Source organism: Sorangium sp. So ce302, assembly GCF_051530145.1.
GTDB lineage: Bacteria > Myxococcota_A > Polyangia > Polyangiales > Polyangiaceae > Sorangium > Sorangium cellulosum_B.
The window spans coordinates 5,309,159-5,330,122 of record NZ_CP150326.1; the positions used below are offsets into that span (position 1 = coordinate 5,309,159).

The following is a 20,964-nucleotide window of genomic DNA, read 5'->3' on the forward strand; positions in this document are numbered from 1 at the left end:
CCGTCGTCTCCTACGACTGCACGACGCTGAAGCTCCTCACGCAGTGCAAGCTCCCAGGGAGCTACTCCTTCGCTGGCGTGACCCGGGCAGAAAAAGTAATACAATTAACAAACCCTGCGGAGATGCAGGCGAACGTCCCGTTCGGGGCCCCGGCGCTGAGCACCGCGATCGAAGGCGGCGGCTCGGCCGCGATCGACGTGGCGCTCGTGCCGACGGGGAAGATGGCGACCACGGTGGCCTCCTCCTCCGCGCAGGATCTCTCGGGCAGCTGCGAGGGCGCGACGCACTTCGTGCGCGCCGCGCTCCTCGGGGCCTTCGCGATGGCGCCGGGCAGCCGGGGCACGGTGCGGACGGTGGATCAGGTCTTCGGGGCGGCCGCGACGGCGGGCCAGGGCGGCACCACGAGCAAGGAAGGGGAGATCGACGCCTGCCGGGCCGCGAAGCCCGACGCGCAGGCGCCGACGGAGCGCTGCCATGCGCCGCTGCGCCTGGAGCTCGTCCCGCTGCTCGCGAAGAGGGCGGCGGCGGCCGAGGCTCCGGTGAAGCAGAGGGAAGACGAGTTCCCGAAGCTGTCGAGCCTGTGCCCGCTCGGCACGGTGCCGAGCGGGGCGAAGTGCTCCCCGCCTGCGCTCGCGCCCGCGCACCTGTGCGAGCCCACCGACGCCCGATCCTGCGCGGCGGAGTGCGGGAAGGGCGATGTCGGCAGCTGCTATCACCTCGGGATTCAGTACCTGGGCGGCAAGGATTTCCCGCGCGATGACGCGAGGGCGGCGGAGCTGTTCGAGAAGGCGTGCGGCGCCGGCGTCACGCAGGCCTGCTACGCGAGGGCGAAGCAGCTCCTGCGCGACATGAAGAGCGCCAAGGTCCCCCCGGACGCCGCGGGGCGGGCCAAGGTGCGAGAGTTCGCCGACAAGGCGTGCGAGATGGGCGACGGCTGGGCGTGCTTCAGCGTGGCCGAGTGGTACCTCAGCGAAGGCCCGCAGGCGGTCCTCCCGAAGGACCCGACGCGCGCGGTCGCGTTCCTCCGGCGCGGCTGCGATCTCGGGCACGGGCCGAGCTGCAGCGCGCTGGGCAAGATGCTGGTCGAGGGGAAGCTCGCGGCGAAGGACGTGGGGGTCGCCGTGGGCGTGCTCCAGCGCGCGTGCCAGGGCGGCCAGTCCGAGGACTGCATCGATCTCGGCGACATCCTGCGCAAGGGGCAGGGCGCGCCGAAGGACGGGGTGAAGGCGATCGCGGCGTACAGCCACGGTTGCAGCCTGGGGGACATGCGCGCCTGCAACGCCGCCGGCTCGGTCTACGCGCAGGGCGACGGCGTTCCGAAGGACGTCGCGAAGGCGTATTCGTTCTTCGAGAAGGGCTGTCCGGAGAAGGGGTTCGGGGCCGAGGCGTGCTTGAGCCTCGCCGGGATGTACGAGAAGGGGAACGGCATTCCGAAGGACATGCCGCGCGCCGCGGCGCTCTACGAGAAGGTGTGCGGCACCGGCGGCTGCGTGCGGGCCGCCGAGATCTGGCAGCGCGGCGAAGGCGTGACCGCCGATCCGGAGCGGGCCTACTCGCTCTACGAGAGGGCCTGCACGCAGTGGGGAGAGAAGAAGGCGTGTGACGCGTTCGGGCCGCTCCTGGAGCGCAAGGACAAGGAGCGGGCTCGGACCTTCTACGCAGACCAGTGCGTGCGGACGCAGGACAAGGCGGCGTGCGCGGCCCAGAAGCGGCTCGGCGGCGCGCCGCGCTAAAATAGCTTCATCTGACGATCGGCCCCGGCGCGTGATCCCCTCTGCGCCTCGGGCGACGGGCCGGTCCGAAGGAGCAGCCGCTCCTCCACCTCGCGTATGAACGGCGACACCTCGGTCTCAACCACCTTGCCGTGCCGCGCGCGCTGCATGGACCGGGTCAGGAACAACCGCTCTCGCGCCCGCGTCATGCCCACATAAAAGAGCCGGCGCTCCTCGGCGACGTCCGTCTCGTCCCTGCCGGGGAACCGGAGCGGGAGCAGGCCGTCCTCGCACCCCACGAGGAAGACCACCCGGAACTCGAGGCCCTTGGCCGCGTGGAGCGTCAGCAGCGAGATGCGGTCGGCCCGCGGATCCCACGCGTCGATCTCGGAGCACACCGCGAGCTCGATCAAGAAGCGATCGACGTCGCCGCCGCAGCGCTCCGCGAGCGCGAGGTGCAGCTCCAGCGCCGCGTCCACGTCGGCCTCGCCGAGGACCGCCGCGCACGCCGCGCCCTCCTCGGCCGCGCCCGCCGCGGGCGGAGCGCCGGCGAGCCCGGGCTGCGCCACCTCCTCGCGGAGGCGCGCCGCGGCCGCCTTGAGGCGCGCCGCGAGCGGCCCCGGCGGTGCGCCGGCGAGCGCCCGCGCGAGCGCCTCCGAGCCCGCGCGCTCGGCGAGGCGGCGATCCGAGCGCCGCTGGAAAGGCATCCCCGAGCGGGCGAACGCTTCCCGGAGCCGCTCGGACTGCGCCTCGGTCCGGTAGAGCACCGCGAAATCCGAGAAGGAATAGTCGCCGCTCCCGGCAGGATCGCTCACCCGCCCGCTATCCATCGAGAAGAACGTGGACCCTCCGAGCATCCGCTCGATCGTGTGGACCACGCGCTCGGCTTCGGCGGCTTCTGTCGGCGACTCGTGGACCGCCACGAGCTCCACGCCGCCCGCGCTGGGCAGGAGCTCCCGCGCGCCGAGCGTCGGTGAGGGCGCGATCACCTGGAGCGCCGCCTCGACGATGGGGCGCGACGAGCGGTAGTTCCGCTTCAAGCGCACCACGCGCGCCGCCGGGAAATCTTGCTGGAAACGGAAGAAGAAGCCCACGTCCGCGCCGCGGAATCCGTAGATCGCCTGATCGGGATCGCCGATGGCGCAGACGTTCCCGCCCGGAGCGACGAGCGCGCGTATCAGCCGGTACTGGCGCTCATCGATGTCCTGGTACTCGTCGATGGAGAGATACCGGGCCCGCTCGCGCGCCGCGGCGAGCGCTCCGCTCTGCTGCTCCAGGAGCAGGACGGCGTGCCCGATCAGGTCGTCGAGGTCGAGGAGCCCGCGCGCGGCGAGCTCGTCCTCGTACACCTTCCACGCGCGATCGACGTGGCGGTCGATCTCGCCGCCCGCGGCCGGCGGCCCGTGCGCGTCGGCGTGGCGCGGGCAGCGCCGCTTCAGCGCGGCGATGTCGGCGAGCAACCTGGCCGCCCGGCGGTCCGGGACGCCGAGCGCCGCGGCGAGCAGCGCCGTCCGCTCGCGCTCGCCGGCGATCGCGGGCGGCGCGGCCCCCGCGCCCTGCGCGTGCTCGCGGAGCAGGGAGAGGCCGAGCGCGTGGAAGGTCATGGCGGGCACGCGGCCGCCGGCCTCGCCGAGCAGCGCGCCGAGCCGCTCCCGCAGCTCGTCGGCGGCGCGGCGGGTGAAGGTGATCGCGAGGCACTGCTCCGGCGGCACCCCGAGATCGAGGACGAGGTGCGCGATCCGGTGCGTGAGCGTGCGGGTCTTGCCTGTGCCTGGCCCCGCGAGGAGGAGCAGCGCGCCGTCCGTGATCTCCGCCGCGGCCCGCTGCTCCGGGTCGAGCGCGTCGAGCGGCGCTGCGCCGCCCGGCGCAGGCGGCGCGCCGCGGGACACCTCGCCGGCCGGCGCCGGGCGAGGCGCCGCGTCGGCCCGGCCGCGGCGCGGAGGGGGGCGCGACGCCGCGGGAGCGCGCGCCCCCGAGGGAGGCGGCTGCGGCGCCGCGGCCTCCGGCTGGAAGAGGAGCCCGCCCCCCCGGCGCTGCGCGAGCTCCTCCGGCTGGAAGACCCGGATCGCGCCGTACTCGCCGTCGTAGCCCGCGTCGCGGATCACGCGCCCTTCGCGCATCCGCGCGATCGCCTCGGCGAGCAGGGGCGTGCCGGCGCGCTCGATCTCGTCGATCGGCGCGTCGCCGAGGAGGAACAGCTCGGGGCCGATGCGCGACAGCACCCCGTCGTAGCTCCGCTGCACCGCCTTGCTGGAGGCGCCCACGCCGTGGAGCTCGGCCAGCACCTCGGGCAGCGGCACCAGGTTGCGGAACTCGCTCGCCCCCTCGGGGCGCACGCCCTCGTCGCGATCGGCGAGCTCCTCGACCCGGTGCAGCACGCCCACCGTGACCGGGTGCCCGCACACGGGGCAGGCGAGGGCGAGCGCCCGCGTCTCCGCCGGCGAGAGCACGACATTGCACTTGCGGTGGCCGTCGAGGTGGTATTTGCCCTCTTCCGGGAAGAACTCCACCGTGCCCCCGAAGCCCTGACCGGTCTCCAGGGCGCGCCGGATCGCGAAGTAATCGAGCGGGGCGTCGAAGGCCGTGGCCTCGCGCCCGAGCTTCGCGGGCGAGTGCGCGTCCGAGCTCGAGACGAGCCGGTACCGATCGAGCCCGGAGATCCGCCAGTTCATCGCAGGATCGGACGAGAGCCCGGTCTCGAGCGCGAAGATGTGCGGCGCGAGATCGCCGTAACACTCCTCGACCGCGTCGAAGCCCGCCTTGGAGCCCAGCACCGAGAACCAGGGAGTCCAGATGTGCGCTGGCACGAGGTAGGAGCCCTCGCCGGCCTCCAGCACGATCTCGAGCAGGTGGCGCGAATCGAGCCCGAGGATGGGCCGCCCGTCGGAGGTCAGGTTGCCGATCTTGGCGAGCGCGCGGACGATGCGCTCCGCCGCGTCGAAGCTGGGCGCGTAGAGGAGGTGATGGATCTTCCGCGTTCGATCTCCCTTCTTGTAGATCGTCGAGATCTCCACGGAGAGGACGAAGCGCGTCGCTCCGCGGCAGGCCCCGGGGAGCCGCTCCGAGACCGCGCGGCCGAGATCGTCCCGCAGGCGGAAGAGCCCGGGCTCGGCGGGCACGAGGTGCTCGCGGAGCTCGGCCATCCACGCTGGATGGGTGAAGTCCCCCGTGCCCAGCACCGCGATGCCCTTGCGCTGAGCCCAGTAGCTCAGATGCGCGAGATCGCAATCGCTGCTCGTCGCGCGGGAGTACTTCGAGTGCACATGGAGGTCTGCATAGAAACGCATGGTGTCCCGCCGTGAGGTGTCGTTTTACCTATCGAGTTACCTATCGAGCTCCCTCGCGCTGTCAATCGCGGATACCAGCAGCCTTGATGAAATTCTGGTTGGAAATTGAGGATGGCTGACCGCAATGCGTCGCGATGCGTGAGAGTCCTTGTCCTGTGGCAAAAAGTGCTCGCTCGATGCAATGCGGTTCGACGGGCTCGCCCGTGTGGCAAAAGGTGCTCGCTCGATGCAATGCGGTTCGACGGGCTCACCTGGACGACACGTTCATGCCGTGAGGGCCGACCGCGCCGCACGAGGCCGCACGGCGAGGCGAGGACCGGCCGGCGCGCACCCCGGCGCCGGCATCCGCCGCGCCGGGCTGGCAGGCGTTCGCGAGCCTTCGACAGCGGCTCGACCCGGGCCTACACGCGCGGGCGCGAGCCCCGGTCCGGACAGGACCGCCGGCCGCTGCGAGGCATCACGAGGTCACGGGGTCGCGGTCGAGGGCGCCGGGGCCTTGCGGGTCAGGTAGAAGAAATCGCGCAGGGAGCGCTTGCGGATGTACTCGTCTTCCGAGAACTCGAAGCCGCTCGCCAGCGCCACCGGCGCGAGGGCGCCGCCCTCACCCGGCTCGTAGAGGAGGAATTTCGGGTACGACCAGTTCACGTCGAGCTGCGCCACCGCCGAGGCGCCGGCGTGCTGCATCCCGAGCGCGATGGCGGGCGCCGTCGTGTGATTGCTGATCCCGACGTAGAGGACCTTGCCGTCGCGGTCGAGCCCCACCGCGGAGCGGCGGATCACCGTGTTGCCGTCCAGCGTGGCGCCCCAGTTGCGGACCTGCGGCGCGCGGAGCAGCGGGTGCAGCTCGCCCTCGTCGACCATGCAGCTCGGCGTCTGCCGCCACCACTGCATGTCGCTCTCTCCCGCCGAAAGCCTGGTCCATGGCGCGATCTGCAGCCGCCCGTCGCGGCGCCGCGCGAGCGTGCAGCCCTGGTCCCGGGGGCGCACCAGCGTCACGCCGTCGACCCGCATCCCCCACTGGCCGTGCTCGGTCATGAAGCCGCCGTTGAACGCCGCGAGCAGCCGCCCGTGGTCCGCCTCCGGGATCTTCGCGGGCCGCTCGTAGGGCTTGCCCTCCTCGGTCGTCGCCGCCGGCTCGCGGGAGCCGGCCATGAGGTGCACATCGACCCGCGCGAGATCCACCGCCACGATGAACAGCTCCGCCCAGGAGCGGTTCGGATCCGGGTGGAGCAGCGTCTTGTGGAGGCGCGGCGCGTCGCTCGGATGGGCGTGATCCGCGATGGGCACCCACCGCCCGTCGCCGGGAGCCGACCAGGCCGCGTGCGAGGGGCCGACGTCCGTCGGCCGAAACGCCGCCGCGCCGGTGCCGCCCGCGGCCGAGCCCGGCGTCGCGGCCGAAGGCGGCGAGGCCGTCGCGGCAGGGCCCGGCTGCTCGGGCACCTCCCAGTACGTCTTCGGCGGCTCGTCCTTGCGCCAGAGCTGGTGGACGCGATCCTCCAGGGCGTAGGCGGTCCCCTCGAGCGCCGTCACGTTCTCGGCCCCGATCACCGAACGCAGCCCGTTCGCGACGAGCGGGCCCATCCATGGAATGCGGTGCACCGCGATCCATAACCCGGCCCCGGAGAGCATCGGGACCGCGACGGCACCGAGAACCCAGCGCCGAAGCCGGGATCGGGGCAACCGAAGGACAGGGCGCTCCGGAGCGGAGTGCCCTACCTGAGCCGGCGTTTTCGAGGCTTCGGCGGTTTCGGCCATGGCGTGGTGCGCTGCTTCGAAGGGGCGGGAAGACGCTGGAGGTCGCGGGCGACGCGGGGCGACCTGCGAGCGCGAGCGCACGATGAAGCGGGCCCTCCGCTCGGGCGACGGTCTAGCATGGTGCGCCGCGCGCGCGGAGGCCGCTCCGCGCACCGCGAGCGAAGCGACGCGATCGCGGCTCCGGCGGCAGCGCAACGGGCGTTGACAAGCGAGATCGGGCCAAGGCAACCCCGGAACCGGAACCGGAACCGGAAGCAAAGCAAGGTGAGCAAAGCGTGACGGCTCGCTGCTGGCTCGCGGTCGCGGCTCGACTTCCTCACCACGCCGTACTAGAGTCGCCGCCTCGGACTGACCTGGCACGGGTCGCGGTGCTCGGTCGCTGTCATTGGTCCTCGCAAGCCTCCGCTCAAGGGGGCGCGAGGCGGCAGCTCTCCGTGATCGAACCCTCTCCACAAGGAGGGCGCGGTGCCGCGGCGTACTTTCCGCCCTTGCTCAGGAGGGGCTGTGCTCCAGCCCGATTCCAGCCCGATGTCCATGCAATTTGCCGATCTCAAGCTCATCGAACCGCTTCTCCGCGCCATCGAGGCCGAGGGGTACAGCGCCCCGACGCCCATCCAGCAGCAGGCCATCCCGCCCATCCTAGAGGGCAACGACCTCCTCGGTTGCGCGCAGACCGGCACGGGCAAGACCGCCGCGTTCGCGCTGCCGATCCTGCAGCGCCTCGCGCAGAGCGGCGGGCCCAGGCAGGGCGGGCTCCGCGTGCTCGTGCTCACCCCGACGCGCGAGCTCGCGGCGCAGGTCGCCGAGAGCTTCTCCACGTACGGCAAGAACCTCGGCCTGCGGACCGCGGTCGTCTTCGGCGGGGTGGGGCAGCGCCCCCAGATGGAGGCGCTGCGCCGCGGCGTCGACGTGCTCGTGGCGACGCCGGGCCGGCTGCTCGATCTCTGCTCGCAGGGCCTCGCCCCGTTCGGTCGGCTCGACACGCTCGTCCTCGACGAGGCCGATCGGATGCTGGACATGGGGTTCATCCACGACATCCGGCGCGTGCTCGCGATGCTGCCCGAGCGCCGGCAGACGCTCCTGTTCTCGGCGACGATGCCGCCGGACATCCTGAAGCTCGCGAACAGCATCCTGCGCAGCCCGGTGCGCGTCGAGGTCGCGCGGATCGCCACGACGGCCGAGAACATCGACCAGCGGGTGGTCTTCGTCGAGCGGTCCGACAAGCGCGCGATGCTGGAGCACGTGCTCAAGGATCCCGCGCTCCGCCGGGCGATCGTGTTCACCCGCACCAAGCACGGCGCCAACCGCGTGGTCCAGCAGCTCAGCCGTGCGCGCATCGAGGCGGTCGCCATCCATGGGAACAAGTCCCAGGGCGCGCGCGAGCGTGCGCTCGCGAGCTTCAAGCAGGGGACGACGAGCGTGCTCGTCGCGACCGACATCGCGGCGCGCGGCATCGACATCGACGACATCTCGCACGTGATCAACTATGACCTCCCGAACATCCCGGAGAGCTACGTGCACCGCATCGGCCGCACGGCGCGCGCCGGGGCGTCCGGGGTGGCGCTCTCGTTCTGCGACAGCGAGGAGCGCGCTTATCTCGCCGACATCGAGCGCCTCATCCAGAAGCGCCTCCCCCTCCTCGCCGACCCCGGGGTTCCCGCCTTCCAGATCGATCCCAGGCCCGCACCGCAGGCGCAGGGGCAAGCTCGCCCGCAGGCGCAGGGCCGGCCGCAGGGACAGGGCCGTCCACACCCCCAGGGGCAAGCTCGCCCGCAGGGACAGGGCCGGCCGCAGGGACAGGGCCGTCCACACCCCCAGGGGCAAGCTCGCCCGCAGGCGCAGGGCCGGCCGCAGGGGCAAGCTCGCCCGCAGGGACAGGGCCGTCCACACCCCCAGGGGCACGCTCGGCCGCAGGCGCAGCCCCCCGCGCAGGCGCAGCCCCCGGCGCGGCCGCAGCCGCGGCACGACACCCCTCGCGTCGATAACTGATCCTCACCGCGCTGCCCGCCACGCCCGATCCGTCACGCCGCGCATCGCCTGATGCGCGCGGCGTCGCGAGCCCGGTGCTCGTTGGCGCTCGTCGCGCGCCAACGAGGGGGGAGGGCGCCGCGCCGAGGCGCGCAGGTCGTCTGCGAGGCGCACAGGTCGTCTGCGAGGCGCACAGGTCGTTTGCGACCGGACCATGCCTGAATGACGCGCTTCGACATTATCTCGTCGATGTGCGGAAACTCTGGCACGATCGCCGCTATGCGCGTTCCCGTCATCGTTGTAAGCCTGCTCACGATCGCTGCCTGCGATCGCGGTGCTCCTTCTTCGAGCTCGTCCACCACGGGCGCTCAAGCCTCCGCCGATCCGGCGCCGATGGCCTCCGCCGCCCCGGTCGCCTCCGCGAGCAGCGCGCCGGCCGAGGCGCCCGACGCCAGCGCCGCTCCCGCGGCGGCCGACACCGCCGATGCCGCGGCGCCCGCGCCGAGCGCGGCGGCCGACGCCGGGCCGCCCGCGGCCGACGACAGCCGCCTCTCGGTGGAAGGGCGCGCCGTCCAGGGAGGGCTCCTGCGCGCCAAGCTGAACGGCAAGCTGCGCCGCATGGCGTTCCCCGGTCATCGCGTGACCGTCAGCGACGAAGGGGAGTTCCTGATCGCCTTCTCGCGCAACGCGCCAGCGCAGGAGAAGCTGACCATCACGTTCGACGACGGGCAGGTGCTCGAGAAGATCTTCGACGTTGAGCCTCGCAAGTTCGAGGTCGACAAGGTCGACCACCTGCCGGAGAACATGGTCAAGCTCGACATGGCGACGCGCGTGAAGCTCACGCAGGCCGAGAAGAAGCTCGACGCGCTCCGGAACAAGTACACGAAGAGGAACTGCTACAAGAACGGCTTCATCTGGCCGTCCAAGGGCCCCATCACCTCGCGGTACGGCCAGCCGCGCCTGCTCAACGGAACGGACGGCGGGATCCACTGGGGCGTGGACATCGCGGTGCCCGTCGGTACGCCGGTGCGCGCGCCTGCCTGCGGCAAGGTCGTGCTCGTCGAGAAGGACCTCCCGCTGAGCGGTCACACCGTGATCATCGATCACGGGCAGGGACTGACCTCCACGTTCATCCATCTGCACGGCTTCGCCGTGAAGGTGAACGACGAGGTCAAGCAGGGGCAGGTCATCGCGACCGTCGGGATGACCGGCCGCACGAACGGACCGCACCTCGACTGGCGCATGAATCTCTTCGAGACACGCGTCGATCCAGAGCTCCTGGTCTCCGCCGCGAAGTGACGCACGGCGGGGCAATGTGCCACACGAAGAGCGTTCGTGGTTGAGCTCCCCCGGGCGGAAATGTGGCTCGAATTCGGCCGTCGAAGCGCCCGGCGCCTCCAGGCGCACGCCCGCTGATCTTCCTTTCCTGGCCGATGGATGATCGAATGGCCGCCGAGGTCGCCGGGAGGACAAGCTCTCTCCCGCGAGCCTCTGGACGGCATACCCCTTGCAAATTTCCGGACCGACGAAGGCAATCAATCCGGACATCGATTTTGCAAGGAGTCGGTCATGAAGATGCTGTCGCCTCGAGCTCATGGCTTTGTGGACTATGCGGTTGCGGCCCTGTTCCTGCTGGCCCCTTCGCTGTTCGGCTTCGGCGGGCTCCCCGAGACGCTCTGCTACATCCTGGGCGCCGCACATCTCGCGATGACGCTGCTCACCGCGTTCCCGCTGGGCGCCGCGAAGCTCATCCCGTTCCCTGTCCACGGAGCGATCGAGGCCACGGTCGCCGTGCTCCTCGTCGCGGCGCCGTGGCTGTTCGGCTTCGATGAGGAGCCCGGGGCGAGGAGCTTCTATCTCGTGTCGGGCGTGGCCGTCGGCCTGGTCTGGCTCGCGACGGACTACCGTTCTTCCTACGCCACGACGACAGCCAGCGCTCGTTACCGGCCGGAGCACCGGTCGTTCTCCTGAGGGGCGTGCGCGTGCGCCTCGCGATCGGCGGGGCGGTCGGGGTGGTGGATCGCGCGGATTTGCGGCAAGCTCATGCGTGGCGGGAGGACAGACGCCGTGAGCGACCTGAAGAAGCCGGATCCGATGAGCCTGCGGGTGGGTGACTTCCTCGTGAAGGTGGTGCCCGTCGGTGAGACGAGCGACGCCCTCGATACCGAGGCGAACCGCGAGCGGGCGCAGCGGGCCGAGGAGGACCAGCGGGCGGCCCAGCTCGGCGCGAGCGGCGAGCGGGCAGGGGAGGCCGCGCAGGAGGCAGCGGAGGCAGCCGTGGACGAGGCGATCGAGGAGGCGCGAGCGCGCTTGAAGAGCGCCGGTGAGGACGTGCCGATCTTGCTGTGCGATCCGGTGACGGGAGCGACGTTCACGCTCGAGTGATGGAGGGCGGCACCGTCCACCGGCTCCCTGTTTCCGCGCACACCTCGACCGCGACGGAACAGCCTTCCGGCGCCTGTTCTCCGAGACTCCCATCCTGAGCGCGCCCGCCTCACGGGCCCTGTTTCGGCCAGGGCGGCAGCGACGGCTGCCGTTATCGTGGATGTTCCTCTGCTTGGCTTGGCCGTCCATCCGCTCCGTCCGAAGCCCTGTCCGCTCCCGTGGAGGAAAACACGGCGCTCCAAGTCTTCAACATTGCTCCGATCCGGTCAGGGAGTTACTCCATCTTCCGCAACGACTGACCCAGGGGAGAGCCATGCCTGCGGGGCGCGACGCCTCCGCTGCGAGGCGTCGCGCGTGGGCGCTCGCCCCGTCCAGTCACGCGCCGGCTGCTTCCTGCGGCTTCGGGTGCTGATCCCGCGATACGAACACCGCCGCTGCCAGGTCCCCCACCACGTTGATCACCGTCCGGCACATGTCGAGGAACCGATCCACCCCGAGGACCAGGCCGAGCCCCTCGGGCGGGATGCCGAGCATCCCAAGGATCATCGCGATGACGGGCAGCGAGCCGGCTGGAATCCCCGCCGTGCCGATCCCCCCGAGCACCGAGATGAGCATCACGGTCGCCTGCTGCCCGAAGCTCAGCGAGACGCCGTAGACCTGGGCCAGGAAGAGCACGGTCACCCCCTCGAACAGCGCCGTCCCGTTCTGGTTCATCGCGGCGCCGGCGGTCAGCACGAAGCGCGCCACGGACGGCGGCAGCTTCAGCTCCTCCTCGGCGACCTTCAGCGCGGTCGGCAGCGTCGCGTTCGACGAGGCGGTCGAGAACGCCGTCACGATCGCCGTCCGGCTCCCGCGAAAGAACGCGACCGGCGACATCCCGCCAAGGAAACGGACCGAGAGCGAATAGACAACGAACATGTGCAGGCCGAGGCCGAGCAGCACCGTGAGCACGTACGCCGCCAGCTGCTGCATGATGCCGATGCCCATGCGGGACGTGATCGTGAAGAGCAGCGCGCCCACGCCGATCGCCGCGAACCGGAGCACCCCCTCGATGAGCCGCATCGAGACGTCGAGCAGCCCCTGGATGCACTCGCGGAGCCGCGCCGCCCCATCGGTCTGCGTGAGCGACAGGGCGATGCCGAAGAGCAGCGAGAACGTGATCACCGCGAGCACGTCGCCCCCTGCCGCCGCCTTGAAGATGTTGTCCGGCACCATCGCGATGATCATCCCCACCGGCGAGGTGTCGGCCGGCGCGGTCGCCGCCTTGATCCCCCCGCCGTGCGCGAGGCTCCGGACCGCCTCGGGCAGGCCGTCGCCCGGGCGGATCAGGTTCACCAGGACGAGGCCGATCAGCACCGCGATGCTCGAGACGACGGCCGTGTAGCCCAGCGTCCGCAGGCCGAGCCGACCGACGTGCTTCAGATCGAGCTCGCAGACGCCCATCACGAGCGCCGAGAACAGGATCGGGAGCACGAGCATGAACAGCAGGCGCAGGAAGATCTGGCCCACCGGGTAGGTGATGTGATCGACGATCCAGGTGAGCGCCGGGTGCCCTGCCGCGACAGCGTTCGCCGTGAGACCGCCCGCTGCCCCGACCGCGACGCCGAGCAGCATCGTTCGATGCGATGACATGGCGCCACCTTACACAAGCCGCGGCGCCGCGATCCGCGGAGTTGACGCCACGCCCCCGGGCCCTCCACGGCCGACGGGGCGTCCTGCGGCCACAGATCGACCTCCGCACGCGCCGTTCGCGGGCCAAGGGCCGCCTGTCCAAGCCCGCGCGGATCCATTAGGCTCCCGGCCGGCAATGCTGAAGCCGGGCGATTCGTTCGAGCGGTACACGATCGAGGCCGCCATCGGGCAGGGGGGGATGGGCTGCGTCTACCGGGCGCACGACGCGCGGCTCGGGCGGCGCGTCGCGGTCAAGGTGATCGCGGGCGGCGCCGTGGACGAGGACGCCGGCGCGCGCCTGCTCCGCGAGGCGCGCGCCGCCGCAGCGCTCGATCACCCGAACGCCGTCTCGATCTTCGACGTCGGCGAGCTCGAGGGGACGCCGTTCATCGTGATGGAGCTCGTCCCGGGCCGCACCCTGCGCAGCGCCATCAGCGGCGCCGACGCGCCGGCCTCGACGCGGGTCGCCTGGCTCTCCGACGTCGCCCGCGCGCTTGCGGCGGCGCACCGGCGGGGGCTCGTCCACCGGGACATCAAGCCGGAGAACGTGATGGTCCGGGACGACGGGGTGATCAAGGTGCTCGACTTCGGCATCGCGCGCCGCGCCGCCGGCGACGCCGATCCGAACGCGTCCACCGAGGCCCCTGCGCTGCCGACGCTGACCGCGCTCGGCGTCAAGCTCGGGACGCCGGTCTACATGGCCCCGGAGCAGATCCGCGGCGCCGAGCTCGACGGGCGCGCGGACCAGTTCGCGTGGGGCGTGCTCGCCTTCGAGCTCCTCACCGGCAGGCTACCCTGGCGCGGCGCCGGCGACATGCTCGCCGTCGTCGCGTCGATCCTCACCGACGAGGCCGACCGCGCCCTGCTCGACGCCGCCGCCGTTCCGCCCGCGGTGAGCGCGGTCGTCCTGCGCGCGCTGTCGAAGCGCCCCGACGATCGGTTCGCGTCCATGGACGATCTCCTGCGCGCGCTCGAGGCGGCCGGGAGGGGCGAGGCGCCCGCCGCGCCTGCCGCCGCGACGTCCGCGCCGCCCGCGCAGGCGCCCGGCGCGCAGCGGAGCGAGGCGCCTCGCGGCGGCGAGACCGCGGCGCAGCGGTTCTCGACCGAGGAGGTCCGCGACGTCCTCGCGCAGGCGATCGAGCGCCAGGCCTCCGCCGACGGAGGCGCGGCGCGCGCCCTGCGGGGCGACGCGCGCCTCGGCTTCGACGACCTGCTCGCCGCGGCGGAGGAGGTGGGCGTGGGCCCCGAGGCGCTGCGCGAGGCGAGCCGCGCGCTTCGCGCGCGCGAGCGCGGCGAGCGCGACGAGCGCGACGAGCGCGACGAGCGCGACGACGTGGAGCGGAGGTCGAGCGTGGCGACCGCCGCCGAGCGCGCCACGTGGCTCCGGCGCAAGCGCCGCGATTTCTACCGGCACCTCGGCGTCTACCTCATCGTCAACGCGGCGCTCCTCACGCTCGCCTTGCCGCTCGGCGTCGTGCTCTGGGCGGCGATCATCCCGCTGGGCTGGGCGATCGGCGTCGCCATCCACGGGCTGGTCGCGTTCACGGCGCACGAGGACGACTGGGCCGAGGAGGCCGAGCGCATGCAGTGGTGGCACGAGCACCATCGCCGCAGGCACGAGGTGGCCATGGCGAGGGCGATCGGCAAGGACTGGCGCCCTGCGGCGGCCCCGCGCCAGCGCATCGGCGCGGCGGAGGAGGGGGACCATCAGGGCAAGCTGCGCGTCGAGACGGACACCGCGCGCTCCACGGCGGAACGGGCGGAACGGGCGGAAGAAGAGGCCGCGGTCGCGGTGAACAAGCCCCAGCGGCGGCGGCGCTGACGTCGGAGCCGCGCCGCCCACGGCCTGACGAGGCGCCGGGCCGACATGCGCTAAGCTCGCGGTCCTTCGGAGGCTCCATGTCCCAGCTGAACTTCATCTCCCGCTCGCTCGCGCCGCTCCAGGCGCTCCCGTCCTTCCTGCGCACGCGCGCGCAGACCGTGCTGTTCCAGCGCATGGTGCCGTTCACCGGGACCGCCGGGATCCAGTTCGACGAGGTGAGCTCGGATCGGGTAGCGCTGCGGCTCGCCAACGGGCGCAGGGTGCGGAACCACATCGGCGGAGTGCACGCGGCCGCGGCGGGGCTCCTGGCCGAGACGGCGACCGGCTTCGTCGTCGCCGTCAACCTGCCGGACGACAAGCTGCCGCTCCTGCGCAGCATGAAGATCGACTACAAACGCCGCGCCCAAGGCGGCCTCCGCGCGGTCGCGACCCTCACGCCCGAGCAGCGCCAGTCCTTCCTGGACCAGCCGAAAGGGGACGTGGCGGTCGCCGTCACGGTGACCGACGAGAGCGGCGCATCGCCGATGGAGTGCGAGTTCGTCTGGGCCTGGGTGACCAAGGGGGTGTGACGCCGCCGCGTTCGCGCGCGGCGCGGGCGCGGTCAGTTGCGGCGGAGGCGCTCGATTTCGGCCAGCGCCTCGACGAGCTGGCGCTCCAGGTCCGACGCGCGCAGGCGCAGGCCGCTGCGCGGCCCTCAGAGCGTCAGGATCTCGCAGCCGTCCCGCGTGACGAGCACGGTGTGCTCGAACTGCGCCGAGAGGCTGCCGTCCTCCGTGACCATGGTCCACCCGTCGTCGAGCGTGCGGATGCGGTGCGAGCCCAGGTTGACCATCGGCTCGATCGTGATGGCCATCCCGGCGCGGAGCCGCATGCCCGCCCCGCGCACCCCCGTGTGCGCGACGTGCGGCGGCAGGTGCATCCTCCGACCGATGCCGTGCCCGCCGACCTCGCGGACCACGCCGCACCCCTCCGCGCGCGCGATCTCCTCGATCGCCGCGCCGATGTCGCCGAGCCGCGCCCCGTCGCGCACGACCGCGATGCCCGCGTCCCGGCAGCGCCTGGCGACGTCCACCACGTGCAGCGCCTCGGGGCTCGGCTCCCCGATGAAGAACGTCGCGGAGGTGTCGCCGTGGTAGCCGTCGAGCTCCGTGGTCACGTCGACGTTGACGATGTCGCCCGGCAGGAGCACCTCGTCGCGCCGAGGGATCCCGTGGCACACGACGTGGTTCCGGCTCGTGCACACCGCCGCTGGGAAGCCCTTGTAGCCGAGCTGACTCGGGCGGCCCCCGCGCCGCGCCGTGTCCTCGCGCACCCACTGATCGATGTCCGCCGTCGTCACGAAGGGCTGGAGCCGCGCCCCGACGGCCGAGAGCGTCGCCGCCGCCGCGCGCCCTGCGCGCCGCATCGCCTCCCACGCGTGAGGCCTGAGGATGTCCACGTTCATGCGAGGCGTATGCGCGCGCAGCGAGCGGCCATCCAATACCGTTTTGATATCGGGCCCTCGCGCGCGGCTCCCCGCGCGCGGGGTTCGGGCTAGAATCGGCCGCGTGAGCCTCTCGCAGATCCGTTACTTCATCGCCGTCGCCGAGGAGGGCCACGTCGGCCGCGCCGCGCGCCGGCTCCACATCGCGCAGCCGCCCCTCAGCCGGCAGATCCGCGGCCTGGAGGACGAGCTAGGCGCGCAGCTGTTCGAGCGCACCGCGCGCGGCATGCGGCTCCTGCCGGCCGGCGCGGCGTTCCTCGACCACGCCCGGACCATCGTCGCGCAGGTCGACGCGGCCGTCGCCGATGTGCGCGGCTACGGCGCCGCGCCTCCCCCGGGCGATCGCGACGCCGGCCACCGCCAGCGCGCCGACCTGGGGTAGGGTGCCTCGCGTGGAACCAGGGGAACGGCATGGGCTACGACGCTGAGCTCGCGCTGGCCGTCGACGCGGCGCGCCGCGCGGGCGCGCTCCTCCGCGCGGAGTTCCACCGCCCGGGCGGCCCACGCGGCGCCGGCACGAGCGCCGACGTCGACGTGGAGGTCGAGCTCCTGCTGCGCGACGCGCTCACCCGGGCCACCCCGTACGCGTTCCTCGGGGAGGAGACCGGCGCCCTGGACGGCGCGGACCCGTCGCACCGCTGGGTCGTCGATCCGCACGACGGCACCGCGTCCTTCCTGCACGGCTACCGCGGCGCCTCGGTCTCCATCGGCCTCCTCCGCGAGGGCACCCCGGTGCTCGGCGTCGTCTTCGCGTACGCCTACCCCGACGACGACGGCGATCTCATCGCCTGGGCCGAGGGCGCCGGGCCGATCCGGCGCAACGGCGCCGCCGTCTCGACGTCGCTCGCCGGCGGCGCGCTCGATCGCTACGCCGTCGTGCTGCTGTCGCAGTCGGCGGATTACCTCCCCGCCCGCAACGCCCGCTGCGTCGCCCCCGCGCGGTTCCTCGCCCTCCCGAGCCTCGCCTACAGGCTCGCCCTGGCCGCGGCCGGCGAGGGCGTCGCCGCGGTCTCGCTCAGCCGGCCCCGCAGCTGGGACTACGCCGCCGGGCACGCGCTCGTGCGCGCGGCGGGCGGCGAGCTCGTCGACGACGACGGCGCGCCCGTCGCGTACACCGCGCAGGGCGACGGCGAGGTCTGCCGCCTCTTCGGCGGCGCCCCTGCGGTCGTGCGCGAGCTCGCGCGCCGCCCGTGGAACGCCGTCATCCACGGCCGCATCCCGCAGCCGCAGGGCACGTACGGGCTCCTGCGCCCCTCGCGCAGCCTGCTCGTCGAGGGCGCTGGCACGCTCGCGCGCGCGCAGGGCTGCCTGCTCGGCCAGCTCGCGGGCGACGCGCTCGGCGCGCTCGGCGAGTTCCGCACCGCGGAGGCGATCGCGCCGCTCTACCCGGACGGCGTCCGCGACCTCGCCGACGGCGGGACGTGGAGCACGCTGGCCGGGCAGCCGACCGACGACTCCGAGATGGCGCTCATGCTCGCCCGCTCGATCGTCCGCAAGCGCGGCTTCGTCGCGGAGGCCGCGCTCGACGCCTACGTGCACTGGTACGGCTCCGGCCCGTTCGACATCGGCAACACCACGGCGGCCGCGCTCAGGGCCGCCGCGGGCGCGCCGCTGCCCGGCGCGCGCCGCGAGCGCGCCCGCGCCGCCGCGAGCCTGACCAGCGAGGCGAACGGCTCGGTGATGCGCGCGGCGCCGCTCGGCGTCCTCGGCGCGGGGCGCCCGCGGGAGGCCGCGTCCTGGGCGCGCGACGACAGCGCGCTCACGCACCCCCACCCGGTCTGCTGCGCCGCCTCCGCCGCGTTCGTCGCGGCCATCGCCGCGGCGGTGGGCGGCGCCGGCGTCGAGGGCGCCTGCGCCGCCGCCCTCGACGAGGCGGAGCGCAGCGGCGAGCGCGCGGTCGTCGCCGCGCTCACGGCCGCGCGCAGCGCCCCGCCCCGGAGCTTCTCGCACCAGGCCGGCTGGGTCCTCATCGCCCTGCAGAACGCCTTCTACCAGCTCCTCCACGCGCCCTCGCTCGAGCGGGGCCTCGTCGACACGGTGATGGCCGGCGGCGACACCGACACGAACGCCGCGATCACCGGCGCGCTGCTCGGCGCGGCGCACGGCCGGGACGCCGTCCCGGACCGCTTCCGCCGCCTCGTGCTCAGCTGTCGCCCGCTCCCCGAGGCAGGGGCGAAGCACCGGCGTCCACCCGAGCTCTGGCCGGTCGACGCGATGCTCCTCGCCGAGGCGCTCCTCGCCTCGGGCCGTTAGGATCGCGCCTCGACCTCGCCGGCGCTTCATCGTTCTTCGGCGCGGCGTGTGGCACTCCTGACCAAGCGTCCTGCATGAGCATGAGCGGGGGAGGACGGGTCACTCCACGCTGCGCAGCCACCGCCCCGCGAACGCCACCTCATCGGCGGCCGCAAGCACGGCCTCCTCCCCTCCGGCCCGGCGAAAGACGCCCGCGAGCTGCGCCACGCTTGCCCATCCCTGGAAGACGCCTGCCAGCGACGGAATCCCTGAGGCGTCGAACAGGCTCGTCGAGACCAGCCGTGCCGCCTCGGCAGGGCTCATCCACGGCGCAGCCTCGCAGAGATCGCCGAGCACATCGGCGTCTGCGCCTGCTGCCTCGAAGGCGAGCACCGCACGTCGGGCCGCCTCGGCGCGCATCGCTTCAGGAAGCGCCTTTACAAGCCGTGCCAGTGCGACGGCCCGAACGTAGCTCCCGGAGGGCTCGACGCAGTCCCCTGCTATGCGTAAAGCCGCTTCCGCCCCCAGGAGCGCGACCGAAGCGGAAGGGTGCTCTTTGATCAAATTGCATCGCTCCTCCGGGGCGAGCTCCTCGAAGAGGGCCTGGACCTCCTCCACCGGCCGCCGCTCCGCAGGGAGCCTCTCGCCGAGGCGAAGCAGCGCGTCCGCCCGGTGCCCTGCGCTGCTCGCCGCCCATCGCAGCACGAGCGCGCGGGCGTCGGGCTCTCGCCCGAGCGAGACCAGCCTCGCCCCGAGAGCGTGCACCGGCCAGACCGGGACCTCCTCGAGCGCCCTCTCCAGGAGAGCGTCGGACAGATAAGGCGCCACCGCCTCAGCCTCCTTCTTGCTCTCGATGCACCAAGGCGTCCAGAGCCGTTCGATCTCCTGGACAGCGTGAACTTTCGCCTCTTTCGGCAGGTCCGCGAGCAACCGGGCGAGGACGCGAATTCGCTGGGGCGCGGGCAGGGAACGCGAAGCTCGCTCCAGCGCGACGGCGGAAGCCTCGCTCACTCGCGGCCGAGGCACGAGCGCGGGCGGCGCCCCTCCCGCGCGCGCGATGGCTTCTGCGGCGACCTCCTGGGCTTCCTCTTCGGGGAGCAGGCCCGCCGCCACGACGAGCGCCCGGGGTGCATCTTCCCCGTCCGACTGGCGCGCAGCTTCCAGCGCGGCGCGCGCATACCGGGTGCGCCTCTCGCCTTCCGCCGCCTCCGCCATGGCGATCAGCGCCGAGGCGCTCGACCACCGCGCGCCCGTGCGATCGGCGATCTCGAGCGCTCGCTCGCGGACTCCGGCTTGGGCGGCCAGTGAGACCTCCGCGGCGAGGGCAAGCAATGAAAGCGCGCGCGCCGCGTCCGCATCGAGCAGTGGAGTCGCGAAATCTGCATCGGCGCTCTCCCACGGCTCCGCATTTCCCAGCGTCGCCGCCGCGCCCTGCGCTGCCGCGCAGCGGACGAGCGCCGCGGCGAGGGGGGGAGGCAGGGACCTGCAACGCTCGACCTCCTCTCCTATTCGATCGCGCAGGCGGCGGAGATCTGTGAGGGCATACGCGAGCGCCTCGGCAGAGTTATCCGCTATCCAACCCGGCTCGGCAAACGCGAGCATCGAAGCGATGGGAGCGCCGCCGAGCGCGAGGTGTGCGCTCGCATAGCGGTGGAAGTAGGCCGGCCGGCGGCCGGCGGGCTCCGCCGTACATCGCGCGATCGCGCGGCGGTAACGCGCCTCGATCGCCTCCTCCCGACCGGCGCTCCTCTGCTCCCACGCGACCCGCAGCGCCTCGTGCTGGAATCGCACCGCACGCACGGGCCCATCCCGGCGCAAGATCCGATCGAGGAACGGTCCGTACACGAGCAGGTGACCGCGCACGGCAAGGTCGTCGATCTCCAGGAGCTCCGCGACATCCTCTGCATCAAGCGGCGCGAGTGCGCGGGCCAGCACGGAGAGCATCTCCAGCGCGACCTCTCCTCCCTGGCGGAGTCGGAGCTCACGCTCGACCTCCGCGGCGAGCGCCTTCGGTCCGCCGTTGCCCCCTGCAGCTGCCCAGCTCGGAATGCCTCGGCGCTCCGCTGCCGCGGGGGAAGGCGGCGCAACCGCGACGAAAAGCGCATCACCGGCCTTCCATCCGAGCCGCTTCCTCCAGGCGCGCGCGTCGCCCTCGCCGCCGGAGATGGAGACCAGACATCGAACGCGCTTTCCGAGCTCTCGAAGCGTGGATATCCCCGCGGCACGAGGCCAGTCGACGCATTCCTCGAGACCGTCGAGCACGAGGAGCACTTCGGGCTCGTCTTCATCCTGGCCATTCGCCAGCCTGTTCCGGAGATCCGAGCGCAGCTTCAAGGCATCCCGCGGAGGGCGCAGCACGTCTTCGCCCAGCTGCCCGAGGAGCGACGCGAGGATCTCCTGCTCGGAGACGACGCGGTTCGCTCTCCCTACCTGCACCGCGGCGCAGCATATCCCGGCACGCTCGCCCATCTCGGCGACTAGCCGGATACACAGCGCTGTCTTGCCGGCTCCCGGAGGGCCGTGCAGCAGGCACGCGGGGCCCGGAGAAGCGCGCCATCGCTCGATGGCTTCGCGGGCGCGCTCTTCCTCCTCGGTCCAAGAGACGGCTGCGGGAGATCCTTCCTTTTCCTTATGATGCATTCGCACCTC

At 72.6% G+C, this 20,964-nt stretch carries 14 protein-coding genes; 9 read left to right on the forward strand and 5 right to left on the reverse strand.

Going from position 1 to position 20,964, the window contains the following annotated elements; translation table 11 throughout:
* Positions 1 to 122 precede the first annotated feature (122 nt).
* Positions 123 to 1,733, forward strand: a complete 1,611-nt coding sequence (locus WME73_RS20110; RefSeq protein WP_437916776.1) for an SEL1-like repeat protein — start codon at positions 123 to 125, stop codon at positions 1,731 to 1,733.
* On the opposite strand, the gene WME73_RS20115 is transcribed toward WME73_RS20110, so the two are convergent.
* Entirely contained in the window at positions 1,730 to 4,999 is a 3,270-nt protein-coding gene (locus tag WME73_RS20115) for a UvrD-helicase domain-containing protein (RefSeq protein WP_437916777.1), read from the reverse strand. The two genes, WME73_RS20110 and WME73_RS20115, sit on opposite strands and share 4 nt — an antisense overlap.
* Before the next feature lie 465 nt (positions 5,000 to 5,464).
* On the reverse strand, positions 5,465 to 6,628 hold the full coding sequence (locus WME73_RS20120; RefSeq protein WP_437916778.1) for a hypothetical protein: 1,164 nt from the start codon (positions 6,626 to 6,628) through the stop codon (positions 5,465 to 5,467).
* A gap of 660 nt (positions 6,629 to 7,288) precedes the next feature.
* Between WME73_RS20120 and WME73_RS20125 the strand changes: the two genes are divergently transcribed.
* From WME73_RS20125 to WME73_RS20140, 4 genes are all read left to right on the forward strand, one after another.
* A complete protein-coding gene (locus WME73_RS20125) occupies positions 7,289 to 8,743 on the forward strand; it encodes a DEAD/DEAH box helicase (protein ID WP_437747035.1) in 1,455 nt (484 codons plus the stop codon).
* A gap of 372 nt (positions 8,744 to 9,115) precedes the next feature.
* Positions 9,116 to 10,021, forward strand: coding sequence for a M23 family metallopeptidase (locus WME73_RS20130; RefSeq protein ID WP_437916779.1), 906 nt, complete (start codon positions 9,116 to 9,118; stop codon positions 10,019 to 10,021).
* 270 nt (positions 10,022 to 10,291) lie between these two features.
* Positions 10,292 to 10,693: an SPW repeat domain-containing protein gene (locus tag WME73_RS20135; RefSeq protein WP_437747037.1), complete on the forward strand. Its 402-nt coding sequence runs from the start codon at positions 10,292 to 10,294 to the stop codon at positions 10,691 to 10,693.
* 96 nt (positions 10,694 to 10,789) lie between these two features.
* Positions 10,790 to 11,107, forward strand: coding sequence for a hypothetical protein (locus WME73_RS20140; RefSeq protein WP_437747038.1), 318 nt, complete (start codon positions 10,790 to 10,792; stop codon positions 11,105 to 11,107).
* Positions 11,108 to 11,482: 375 nt separating this feature from the next.
* Here WME73_RS20140 and WME73_RS20145 read toward each other — a convergent pair whose 3' ends face one another.
* Positions 11,483 to 12,739 (reverse strand): dicarboxylate/amino acid:cation symporter, encoded by a 1,257-nt coding sequence (locus WME73_RS20145; RefSeq protein WP_437747039.1) that lies wholly within the window; start codon positions 12,737 to 12,739, stop codon positions 11,483 to 11,485.
* A 175-nt stretch (positions 12,740 to 12,914) separates the two neighbouring features.
* On the opposite strand from WME73_RS20145, the gene WME73_RS20150 reads away from it, so the two are divergent.
* Positions 12,915 to 14,600: a protein kinase domain-containing protein gene (locus WME73_RS20150; RefSeq protein WP_437916780.1), complete on the forward strand. Its 1,686-nt coding sequence runs from the start codon at positions 12,915 to 12,917 to the stop codon at positions 14,598 to 14,600.
* Positions 14,601 to 14,677: 77 nt separating this feature from the next.
* Complete coding sequence (locus WME73_RS20155; protein WP_437747041.1) at positions 14,678 to 15,169, forward strand: hotdog fold domain-containing protein; 492 nt, start codon at positions 14,678 to 14,680, stop codon at positions 15,167 to 15,169.
* 125 nt (positions 15,170 to 15,294) lie between these two features.
* Here the strand turns inward: WME73_RS20155 and map are convergent, their stop codons facing one another.
* Complete coding sequence (map, locus tag WME73_RS20160) at positions 15,295 to 16,044, reverse strand: type I methionyl aminopeptidase (RefSeq protein WP_437916781.1); 750 nt, start codon at positions 16,042 to 16,044, stop codon at positions 15,295 to 15,297.
* Positions 16,045 to 16,147: 103 nt separating this feature from the next.
* Here map and WME73_RS20165 point away from each other — a divergent pair, with 103 nt between their 5' ends.
* Both WME73_RS20165 and WME73_RS20170 read left to right on the forward strand, forming a co-directional pair.
* On the forward strand, positions 16,148 to 16,465 hold the full coding sequence (locus tag WME73_RS20165; protein ID WP_437916782.1) for a LysR family transcriptional regulator: 318 nt from the start codon (positions 16,148 to 16,150) through the stop codon (positions 16,463 to 16,465).
* A 29-nt stretch (positions 16,466 to 16,494) separates the two neighbouring features.
* Entirely contained in the window at positions 16,495 to 18,336 is a 1,842-nt protein-coding gene (locus tag WME73_RS20170) for an inositol monophosphatase family protein (RefSeq protein WP_437916783.1), read from the forward strand.
* Between the two features lie 99 nt (positions 18,337 to 18,435).
* Here the strand turns inward: WME73_RS20170 and WME73_RS20175 are convergent, their stop codons facing one another.
* Positions 18,436 to 20,955 (reverse strand): AAA family ATPase, encoded by a 2,520-nt coding sequence (locus WME73_RS20175; protein ID WP_437916784.1) that lies wholly within the window; start codon positions 20,953 to 20,955, stop codon positions 18,436 to 18,438.
* Between the last annotated feature and the right edge of the window lie 9 nt (positions 20,956 to 20,964).

Coding starts and splice junctions, on each gene's coding strand:
- WME73_RS20145 (WP_437747039.1), bottom strand. CDS start 12,739: ATGTCATCGCATCGAACGATGCTGCTCGGCGTCGCGGTCGGGGCAGCG.
- map (WP_437916781.1), bottom strand. CDS start 16,044: ATGAACGTGGACATCCTCAGGCCTCACGCGTGGGAGGCGATGCGGCGC.
- WME73_RS20120 (WP_437916778.1), bottom strand. CDS start 6,628: ATGCTCTCCGGGGCCGGGTTATGGATCGCGGTGCACCGCATTCCATGG.
- WME73_RS20135 (WP_437747037.1), top strand. CDS start 10,292: ATGAAGATGCTGTCGCCTCGAGCTCATGGCTTTGTGGACTATGCGGTT.
- WME73_RS20110 (WP_437916776.1), top strand. CDS start 123: ATGCAGGCGAACGTCCCGTTCGGGGCCCCGGCGCTGAGCACCGCGATC.
- WME73_RS20170 (WP_437916783.1), top strand. CDS start 16,495: ATGGGCTACGACGCTGAGCTCGCGCTGGCCGTCGACGCGGCGCGCCGC.
- WME73_RS20175 (WP_437916784.1), bottom strand. CDS start 20,955: ATGCATCATAAGGAAAAGGAAGGATCTCCCGCAGCCGTCTCTTGGACC.
- WME73_RS20115 (WP_437916777.1), bottom strand. CDS start 4,999: ATGCGTTTCTATGCAGACCTCCATGTGCACTCGAAGTACTCCCGCGCG.
- WME73_RS20150 (WP_437916780.1), top strand. CDS start 12,915: ATGCTGAAGCCGGGCGATTCGTTCGAGCGGTACACGATCGAGGCCGCC.
- WME73_RS20155 (WP_437747041.1), top strand. CDS start 14,678: ATGTCCCAGCTGAACTTCATCTCCCGCTCGCTCGCGCCGCTCCAGGCG.
- WME73_RS20130 (WP_437916779.1), top strand. CDS start 9,116: ATGGCCTCCGCCGCCCCGGTCGCCTCCGCGAGCAGCGCGCCGGCCGAG.
- WME73_RS20125 (WP_437747035.1), top strand. CDS start 7,289: ATGCAATTTGCCGATCTCAAGCTCATCGAACCGCTTCTCCGCGCCATC.